Genomic DNA, 8,053 nt, shown 5'->3' on the forward strand with positions numbered 1-8,053 from the left:
CTGATCGACTCCGGGTCGACACGAGGACCACCGCGCTTCGGTGCGGAGAGCGTCTTCCCATGGTGCCGTAGGGCACTGACACCCATGTCATTCACGGCCGTGGCCAGCCGGATCAAGAGAACCCCCGGAATGCTCCGTGCGAGTTCTCGGGCGCTCGCCCGCACCCCGGGCAACGGGGATCCACAACGAGAGACTGCCGACAGACATGGCCATTCATGCCGCCGACGTGAGGCCCGCGCGCTCCGCGAGCTGACATGAGAACGATGCCTCGTGCCGGGCCGGAGGGCCTCAAGCACAGGCTCCGAGGCACTGGCAAGGCCGCAGCGGAGAGGCGCACAGTCGTGCGTGCTCGACGGCTTCCCCATGATTGCCAGCAGCCGCCTCCGTCGGGATGGAAGGGGAGAGGCTGGGAGCCGGATAACGAGGTTGGCTCCCAAATGGCTTCCAAGAGCCCCGGCAAATGAGTCAGGGGCCCGACCCGCTCTCGCGGATCAGGCCCCTGACCTGGTACTTCACTGTCGGGGTGGCGGGATTTGAACCCACGACCTCTTCGTCCCGAATGAGGATCGGGCGTGATCGGCACTTGTCGGTTTGGCGCTTTCGCAGGTCAGGGCGTTGGGTTGGTGGGTCTCGGGTGTGGGGGAGGGCTGGGGGAGCGGGTCGGCTCCCGAACCGCTCCCAACGACTGGGCATCCACGGAGTACAGGGTGCCGTTCGTTATCGGAGGGGGCGGTGATCGGTGCGCTGGGACCAGCGGACGGCGATGAGGCCCAGCGCAGCTACAAAGATCACGATGCCGATGATAAGCAGGTAGCCCAGCCCCTCCCCCGCCACTCCGACGATTCCAAGCACGACGGCGACCAGAAGGAGAAACAGCAGGAGGGCCATGAGGCGTCCACCTCCCTTGGGTGGCTGAGCGTGGGCGACCAGCGGCGCGCGAGTTGCCGCTCGCCGCCTGCGCCCGTCTGGTAGGGCATGTCGTAGTGCTGGAAGATCGCTTCCTCCGACTCGGCGGGCAGGATGTCGCCCATACCGACCGAGGGCGCTTTCTTCACCAGCGACCTGGTATAGGAGACCTTGACGTAGTTCGGTCCGAGGGTCGCCTCGTCAAGGGGGACGAAGGCCAGGTGGTGGCGGGTGGCGAGTCCGGTGCGGACCGTGGCCATGGCCGGTTCGTCGGTGGTGGTGTCGACGTAGACCGCTTCGAGTACGCCGATCTTGTGACCCTTCGGGTCGACGACGCTGCGGTTGCGCCACTCTCGAATGTCGGCTGAGTGGATCATGGCCTGCCTCCTGAGCCGTTGATCCGGGCCGGTATGAGCCGCCCCCTCGGGCAGTCGCAGCCCGCTGAGCCCGATAGCCCCTTGTTCTTCCAGGTTATCCGGGTATCTCTGCGTTGCGACCTCGCGCGGCGGGGGTTCCGAACGTGGTAGTCGGGAGGCATGCCGATGAAGCCTTCCGGCGCCGCGGTCCTGCACTGCCAGCTCGCGGACCCAAAGGCCGAAAGTCGGTGCCAGCGGCCTGCGGACCGCAGATCGCGCCAGCCGAGCCCTTCACCGCGTGATCAGTCGTTCTCTGACCGGGCGCGGATGGCAGCACGGGTGGGGGTTCGCGCAGTGGCTGGGGGAGGGCTCGGCGTGTCGACGGCCTCCGGGCGGCAAGTCGAGCAGTTGTTCATCCGGCCCGGCAAGACACTACGGACCGTTACCACGTTCGGTATCGCCGCCCTTGCCGTGTTCGGTCTGAGCTTCGGGGCGGCGGTGCAGACAGGCTATGAGAAAGTCTGGGATCTGCCTCCGGCTCGCCGGTGGGCCAGGTGGCGGCATGTGGTGTGGCTCGGTGTCCTCACCGGATACCTCTACGTCTTCGCCACCACCACGCTGTGGCGTGAACCTCTGGAGGTGGGGCCGTCGCGTCGCTGAGTGGGGTGCTGTTGCTGTGGTGGTCCCAGCGCCTGCTCCTCGGGCGGGAGGATCCGCTGGCGTGCCCTGTTGCCTGGCGCCGTGGCCACTGTGATTGGGCTGATCGGCCTGAGGGTCTTCTCCAGGCTTGTCTTCTCGCCGTTGATCGCATCCAACGCAGTCACCTTCGGAACTGCCCTGGTCATCCAGTCCTGGCTGGTCCGCGTGGGTGTCGTCGTCTTCGGCGGGGCGCTGATGGGCCGACTGCTGTACGAGGAACTCCCGCGCTTGGCGCACGCACTGAAACGGCGCAGATGAGGTGCGGCCCCGCAACTGGTCATGTTGCTTGGGCCGCGAGTTCGTCATCGCTGCCGGGCCGGGTTCCTTTTCGGATCCGTGGGCCTCTACAAGGTGCGAGGCGGCTCTTGGGTCAACGGCACTGCCCTGCACCGCGCTCTGCCCTGACCACGGTGCTGGGCATGCACTTGGGCATCGCCATCCTTGTGGGGCTGCCGCTCGGAGCACCGGCAATCGTGCCGCCGCAGTGCTTCGAAGAGGCTTCGGGCTTCGGCCATAGCCTGCCGCATTTCCTCGGTCCCGCTCTGGTCGAGGGCTGCTGTGGGGATGCTGCGACAGCTGCCTGGGTGAAGGCTTGCTGTGGTGATCACGGCGAGGAACATGGCTGCCTTCTTTGGTTCCAGGCTCGCGCGTCGGTCTGCTTCCCTTTCCGTCATTTTCTGTCGGCTCATTGAACGTTGAGGCCGAGAGCCGGCCGGTCCCGCGTGTCCGCTGGACGGGCTCCTGCGTGTGATCGCCGTACGGGCGGTCGTTTCCGCGGGGAAGGGGCGTGGAGTGGATTACCTGCGGCTGCGGCTGTACCGGCGCCTGCCGCCGCTGCCTCCGCGCACGGCGAAGCAGACGATCCAGAGAACCACCAGGATCACCGGAAGGAGAAGAATCCAGAGCATTGCCGGGCCTCCAGATAGCGGGGATTTTTTGATTCCGCGGGGTCCGGGCGAAGTGGGAATGCGGAATGCTGCGCCCGAATGATCCGGAGCGGCACAGCACTACGCCGTGCTGCCAGTCAACGCCCGGCTTCCTCCTCTGTCAGCGCAGCGCCGACACTGAGGAGTTCTGGGAGCTGGGCAGGAGCCGCCAGGGCGAACGGTGCCTCGGCAAGGGCTTCGTCCGACTCGGTCGGCGGCGTCGGCAGGATGTTGTCCTCCCACCTGGACAGAGCGATCACGGTGGCGAGCAGGACGAAGGGCGTCGAAGCGGGAATGATCAGAGCGTACATGTGTACCGCCTGGTGTGGGATGCGTGCGACGCGGCGGGCGGCATACTGGTGCCCGCTCGGGGTGCGCTCCCTGAGGAGCGCGCTGGCGGTGTGACGCTGCCGGGGGCCGGGGCGGCATGGCGCACGCTAGTCCTCGCCGCAGTTTCCCGACAGGTATCAAGCAGCCATCCATGGCGGGCAGGACGCGCTTACATCGCACGCTATCCGCAATGCTTGGGCAGGACTACGCTGTGGGGTGAGGCCCCAGTCCCCGGTATCGATGCCCTGTCCCGCTCCCGGGGAGGCCCACCGTGTTCGTCCTGCTTCTCATCATCATTGCGGTCCTGTTCGGCTTCGGCTTCCTCGATCCCATCTGGTGGGTGGCCGCGGGGGTGCTGGTCTATGCCGCCACCCGACACGGCCGCGATCGTGGCGGCGGCCGGAGCCGCAGCGGCAGTTCCGATCTCGGGGACTACCGGGACTACCAGGAGCGCCGGAATCGCCAGGAGCGCTGGGACCGCCGCTACAGCCGTCAGAACCGGGCGCGCTGGCGGCGCGAGGACCGTCGGGACGGCGAACACGGCAGGTACGCGTGAAGTGGCCGGGTAGCCACGGGTTGTCTTCGGAGGCGGCCGGGGTCCTGGTCGCCGCCTTGGGGGACGGCCGAGGTTCGAGAATGGCGCAACCGCGATGTCGTCGACACCGAGTCGCACAAGATCGGTGTCCTGGAGGCGGTCCATGTGGACACCACCACCGACGAGCCGGCCATGGCCACGGTACGCACCGGGCCGCCCGCCCGGCACCGGTGATGTGGTGATGTGCTGCCCACCGAGCAGGAGGAAGCGCTACTGTGCCTTCTGAGGGGGACGCAGCGTTGCGGGCCGAGGTCGTCGAACTCGGTGTCAGGAACGAGCAGTTGGGTCGGGCGCTGGCAAGCCGTGCGGCTATCGACCAGGCACGAGGCATGGTGATGGCCCTGGTCCCGTGTTCCAGTGAGAGGGCCTGGGACCTGCTGGTGGACGTGTCGCAGCACTGCAACATCAAACTCCGGGACGTGGGCGCGGTCCTGGTCGCCACGACGAAGGACCGGACGCTCCCGGGACCGATACAGCGGGAGCTTCGCCGAGCACTGAGGCGCCTCCACGCGGCGGACCGGAGATGACGGCGTGCGCACCCAACGGACGGCGAGCAATCCACGCCAATGACCGGAACTCGAACCGCCGTCTGATCGAGGACGGCGCAGAGCAGTAGCGAGCTCCGTCGAGGCGTGGGTCAGACCCCCAGGTCGGTGAGGGGTTCGGAACCGTCGATGAGGGCGCGAGCCACATCGGCCAGGCGCCGGTTGTGGGAGCGGGCGTAGCCGCGCAGTGCGGTGAACGCCTGCTCCATGTCCATGCCCTGGCGTTCGGCGAGCTTCCCCTTGGCCTGTTCGATCAGGACCCGGCTGTTCAGCGCCGTCTGCAGTTGTTCGTTGAGCACCGTGCTGCGCTGAGTGGTGCGTTGTTGCAGCAGGCTGATGGTGGCGACGTCGGCCAGGGCCTGGGCGACGGGTGTGGCTGCCGGGTCGACGGGGCCGGAGGCGGTGCGGAAGAGGTTCAGGGCGCCGACGATCTCGTCCCGCAAACGCATCGGCAGGGCCTGGACCGCCCCGAACCCGCTGCGCTGGGCCGCCACCGCGAAGCGCGGCCAGCGGGCGATCGCAGCACCGAGGTCGGGGACGATCACCGGTACGCCGGTGCGGAAGCACTCAAGGCAGGGACCTTCGTCGTTCTGGAGCTGGAAGAGCTCCAGCAGGCGCACCTGTTCGTCAGAGGCGGCCATGACGCGGAGTTTGCCGTCCCGGTCGGCGAGCAGCACCCCGGCGGCGCTCACGCCGAGCATGCCAACGCAGCGGTCGGTCAGCAGGCGCAGGAAATCGATGAGGTCGAAGTCGGCGACCAGATTGTCGGCCAGCTCGACGAAGGTCTTGGCCAGAAGCTGTTGATCCATCATGGGCACCCTCGATTGAGACTAGTCCCTGCCCCAAGGGGCAGGAAGTACGGCACGTTCCTCGGCCGGGACCGATACGTCAGGTTTCCTCCTTAGCCCCGTCCGGCTCCGCGCCCGGGGAGAAACGAAGCCGCCGGGCCACCACGTCGGCGGCCACGTCCGCGAGCTGGCGTCCCTGCGCGTAGGCGTAGGCACGGAGCCGGACGAAGGCTTCTTCGACACCGACTCCGAGCTGAACCGTGAGCATCCCGCTGGCCTGGTCGATCTCCGCTCGGTATGCGCCCAGGTCCTCGAAGCTACCGTCCGGCGTCGGCCTGCTGGTCGGCGCGCCCGCTTCGTCGATCCTCGTGTCGAGCAGGAGCAGCGTCGCGAGATCGGCGAACGCCAGTGCGTCGGCCAGTTCCTCCGTGTCCAGTACGGTCGGAATGCTGGCGTACAGGTCGAGAACCCCCGTTCTGATCGCTCCCTTCTGCAGAGGAAGCGAGAACACTGCGCGGGCTCCGACTTCCAGGGCCGCATCGGCGAACACGGCCCAGTGATCCTGAAGTTCAGTGGTGAGCAGATCGGGTGTCAGGACGGCCGAGCCGCGTACAAAGGCGTCCACGCAGGGCCCCTCTCCCAGCGTGAGCTGGAGCTCCTCCAGCTGCTCGCTGATGTCGTCGGTGCTGCACAACGGATGGCTCGCCGCGGCCTTGGACATCGCCGACAGCCCGGCTCCGCCGACCGGCAGCGCGGCCACGGCCGCGGTGCATACGTCCACCACACCCACCCGGGCACCTCGTCGGGCCGCCTGCTCGGCCACCAACATCTGAATACGGGCCGACCGCTTGTCAGTTCCCACGGAGGCCACCGTCTGCAGGCATCGTGACAAGGCCCTCGAGGGGAAGTACCAGTGTGCAGAATGTGGTGGCGCCCAGTGGCCTGCGAAGCTCTCCAATGTCCAGCCATCCCCAGGAGCAGAGCGCGGCGAGGGCCTGGCAATCGGTCCGGTCCACCAAGGTGACCTCGAGTGATGCCTGATGGTCGGTCAGCAGCCGCTCCTGCACACAGCGGGCGAGTTCCCGGTCCCGAGGGTGCGGCCAGATCATGACGTCGGCGAACGCGAAGACGCTGTCGGATACTGTGAGATGCCCGACGCTGCGCGGCAGTATTCCGTCGAAGCCGAGCCACCAGGAGCCGTCGCCGCGTACCGAGAATCCGAAGGTGCAACCCATCAGGCTGTCCGTCTCGGCGGTCGCCATGGCGCATTCCGGTGCGCGCATGCCCGCGGTGAGACGGTTCAGGAGGTTCTGACGGCTGTGACGGCGGCGTGGATCACCCGGCGTCGTTGCGCGGGATTCCGCATACAGATCCGCCAGATCCTCACGCAGGCTCTGCACCAGCAGGCGGTTCAGCCGGCGCAACCGCACCGGAGCCATGGCCGAGAGTTCGCCGTCCCCCGGCTCGCATGACTGTCCCGACCCGGATTCGGCCGTCATCGCACATTACCCGAGAGAACAGGCGCAAGCGGGACAGAGCGGTGCGGCGGAGCTGGACGGGGCGCGGCCGGGGTGTCGCCGACAGGGGGCGGCACGTGGCCGAAGGGAAGACCGAGGAGCAGGAACTGGCAGCCGGTGAGGTCGAGGATCTGAGCCAGTGTCGTCGGCGGATGGTGCAGTCGCAGGGTCCCGCCGGCCATGGTGGTCTGCTGCGCAGCGTGAAGGAATGCGTTGAGTCCGCTGCAGTCGCAGAAGGTGACGCGGGTGAGGTCGACATCGATGGTACGGATGCCGTCCCGCAGGCACCGTTCCAGGGACCCGCGCACCAACGGCGCGGATTCGAGGTCGATCTCGCCGGCCAGGGTGATCAGCGCCCGATTCCTTCGGTCATGGCGGTGGACGGTGAGCTGTGAGAATGGCATGACGCCTCGGTTCGGAAGACCATCCGGCAGCGCCCACGGGGCCGGGGTTCCGGCCCCGTGGGCGCGCCCCGGGCAGGGGAGTACTTTCGGCGGAGGCAGAGCAACGGCCGGTCCGGCAGCCTGCGCGGCAGGACAGAGGACTCACCCAGCTCTCTCCAGGGATGCGCTGGGTGACAGACGAGGAGTCCGCACCCCGCAGCCATCTGTGTTCAGCAACAGCGTGCCGCCGGGGTCTGGGACGTCTACGCAACAGGGTAGTCCTCCTTCGTGTGCCGGAGGGTCCGAATCCGCACGATCCCAAGATATGGACGGTGTGACCGTCGCGGAGGGGGCCGAGGCCGGCCAGGCAGCGGGTCCCTGTTGGCATCGGCCCTTTCTCGGTGGTGCGGTGGTCGGCTCACTCCAGGAGCGTGCGGTGGTCGGCGACGCCCCTACGCCATTCGATCAGGAAGAGGGTCCCGTCGTCGGTGGTGCGGCCGCCCGGTTCCTGCTTCAGGGAGTGGGAGAGTGCGCGCACCACCGCGCGTACTCCCTTCTGTGTGTTCGATGCGGCTGACCCAGTGGATGAGTTGTTGTTCGCCGAATTGTTCTTCGCCGGCTGCGTGTTCCTCGATCAGGCCGTCGGTGTAGCACAGCACCCGATCGCCACGTTGGAGCATCTGCCCGCTGATCCGGGGCTCTTCACCGCCGAAGCCGACGGGCAGGATGGTCGGGCCTCCCAGTTGCCGGACGACCTTGTGGTCACGGATCAGCAGCGGTGCGGGGTGGCCCGCGTTAACCCGCTGCAGGTGGCCCGTCGTGACGTTCAGCCTGATCTTGCAAGGAACCCCGGGTCTTCAGGACTCCGTTGGGAAATCCGTGAACTGGGTGTGGGCGGGCCTCTATGCGGCTAGTGCCGCCTCAGGCAACGTTTGCCCTGTCGATGACGGCTTGTAGGTGCTGGTCGTCGGCATGGCGGTTTCGCCAGATGATGTAGCGGCGGATCAT

8 protein-coding genes and 5 pseudogenes are annotated in these 8,053 nt (G+C 67.4%); 5 read left to right on the plus strand and 8 right to left on the minus strand.

The window, feature by feature from the left end; translation table 11 throughout:
• Window positions 1-929: 929 nt before the first annotated feature.
• Window positions 930-1,283, minus strand: a pseudogene (locus tag ADL25_RS37405) (PRC-barrel domain-containing protein); the annotation flags it as partial.
• A gap of 238 nt (window positions 1,284-1,521) precedes the next feature.
• Between ADL25_RS37405 and ADL25_RS37410 the strand changes: the two are divergent.
• Window positions 1,522-2,219, plus strand: a pseudogene (locus tag ADL25_RS37410) (ribonuclease BN).
• 161 nt (window positions 2,220-2,380) lie between these two features.
• Window positions 2,381-2,653, plus strand: a complete 273-nt coding sequence (locus ADL25_RS50020) for a hypothetical protein (protein WP_199839271.1) — start codon at window positions 2,381-2,383, stop codon at window positions 2,651-2,653.
• Between the two features lie 332 nt (window positions 2,654-2,985).
• On the opposite strand, the gene ADL25_RS37415 is transcribed toward ADL25_RS50020, so the two are convergent.
• On the minus strand, window positions 2,986-3,198 hold the full coding sequence (locus ADL25_RS37415) for a hypothetical protein (RefSeq protein ID WP_059132382.1): 213 nt from the start codon (window positions 3,196-3,198) through the stop codon (window positions 2,986-2,988).
• Window positions 3,199-3,488: 290 nt separating this feature from the next.
• Here ADL25_RS37415 and ADL25_RS37420 point away from each other — a divergent pair, with 290 nt between their 5' ends.
• The 3 genes and pseudogenes from ADL25_RS37420 to ADL25_RS37425 all read left to right on the plus strand — a co-directional run bounded on the left by ADL25_RS37420 (window position 3,489) and on the right by ADL25_RS37425 (window position 4,339).
• Window positions 3,489-3,773 carry a hypothetical protein gene (locus ADL25_RS37420; protein WP_059132383.1) on the plus strand — a complete coding sequence of 95 codons (285 nt, stop codon included), beginning with the start codon at window positions 3,489-3,491 and terminating at the stop codon, window positions 3,771-3,773.
• Between the two features lie 66 nt (window positions 3,774-3,839).
• Window positions 3,840-3,983, plus strand: a pseudogene (locus ADL25_RS51085) (PRC-barrel domain containing protein); the annotation flags it as partial.
• A 44-nt stretch (window positions 3,984-4,027) separates the two neighbouring features.
• Window positions 4,028-4,339: an ANTAR domain-containing protein gene (locus ADL25_RS37425; protein ID WP_059132384.1), complete on the plus strand. Its 312-nt coding sequence runs from the start codon at window positions 4,028-4,030 to the stop codon at window positions 4,337-4,339.
• Between the two features lie 110 nt (window positions 4,340-4,449).
• Here the strand turns inward: ADL25_RS37425 and ADL25_RS37430 are convergent, their stop codons facing one another.
• From ADL25_RS37430 to ADL25_RS51995, 6 genes and pseudogenes are all read right to left on the minus strand, one after another.
• A complete protein-coding gene (locus ADL25_RS37430) occupies window positions 4,450-5,166 on the minus strand; it encodes a GAF and ANTAR domain-containing protein (RefSeq protein WP_059132388.1) in 717 nt (238 codons plus the stop codon).
• Between the two features lie 79 nt (window positions 5,167-5,245).
• Complete coding sequence (locus tag ADL25_RS37435; protein WP_234381195.1) at window positions 5,246-6,007, minus strand: ANTAR domain-containing protein; 762 nt, start codon at window positions 6,005-6,007, stop codon at window positions 5,246-5,248.
• Window positions 5,997-6,584, minus strand: coding sequence for a hypothetical protein (locus tag ADL25_RS37440; protein ID WP_234381196.1), 588 nt, complete (start codon window positions 6,582-6,584; stop codon window positions 5,997-5,999). Before ADL25_RS37440 ends, ADL25_RS37435 begins: the two co-directional genes overlap by 11 nt.
• A gap of 56 nt (window positions 6,585-6,640) precedes the next feature.
• Window positions 6,641-7,066 (minus strand): STAS domain-containing protein, encoded by a 426-nt coding sequence (locus tag ADL25_RS37445; protein WP_059132386.1) that lies wholly within the window; start codon window positions 7,064-7,066, stop codon window positions 6,641-6,643.
• Between the two features lie 397 nt (window positions 7,067-7,463).
• A pseudogene (locus ADL25_RS47120) lies at window positions 7,464-7,881 on the minus strand (PP2C family protein-serine/threonine phosphatase); the annotation flags it as partial.
• Window positions 7,882-7,966: 85 nt separating this feature from the next.
• Window positions 7,967-8,053 (minus strand): annotated as a pseudogene (locus ADL25_RS51995) (transposase); the annotation flags it as partial.

This window comes from Streptomyces sp. NRRL F-5122, from assembly GCF_001507435.1.
Classification (GTDB): Bacteria; Actinomycetota; Actinomycetes; order Streptomycetales; family Streptomycetaceae; genus Streptomyces; species Streptomyces lannensis.

Bases quoted from the DNA above. Each gene is read 5' to 3' on its own strand.
- ADL25_RS50020 (WP_199839271.1), top strand. From the start codon at position 2,381: ATGCACTTGGGCATCGCCATCCTTGTGGGGCTGCCGCTCGGAGCACCG.
- ADL25_RS37415 (WP_059132382.1), bottom strand. From the start codon at position 3,198: ATGTACGCTCTGATCATTCCCGCTTCGACGCCCTTCGTCCTGCTCGCC.
- ADL25_RS37430 (WP_059132388.1), bottom strand. From the start codon at position 5,166: ATGGATCAACAGCTTCTGGCCAAGACCTTCGTCGAGCTGGCCGACAAT.
- ADL25_RS37440 (WP_234381196.1), bottom strand. From the start codon at position 6,584: ATGGCTCCGGTGCGGTTGCGCCGGCTGAACCGCCTGCTGGTGCAGAGC.
- ADL25_RS37445 (WP_059132386.1), bottom strand. From the start codon at position 7,066: ATGCCATTCTCACAGCTCACCGTCCACCGCCATGACCGAAGGAATCGG.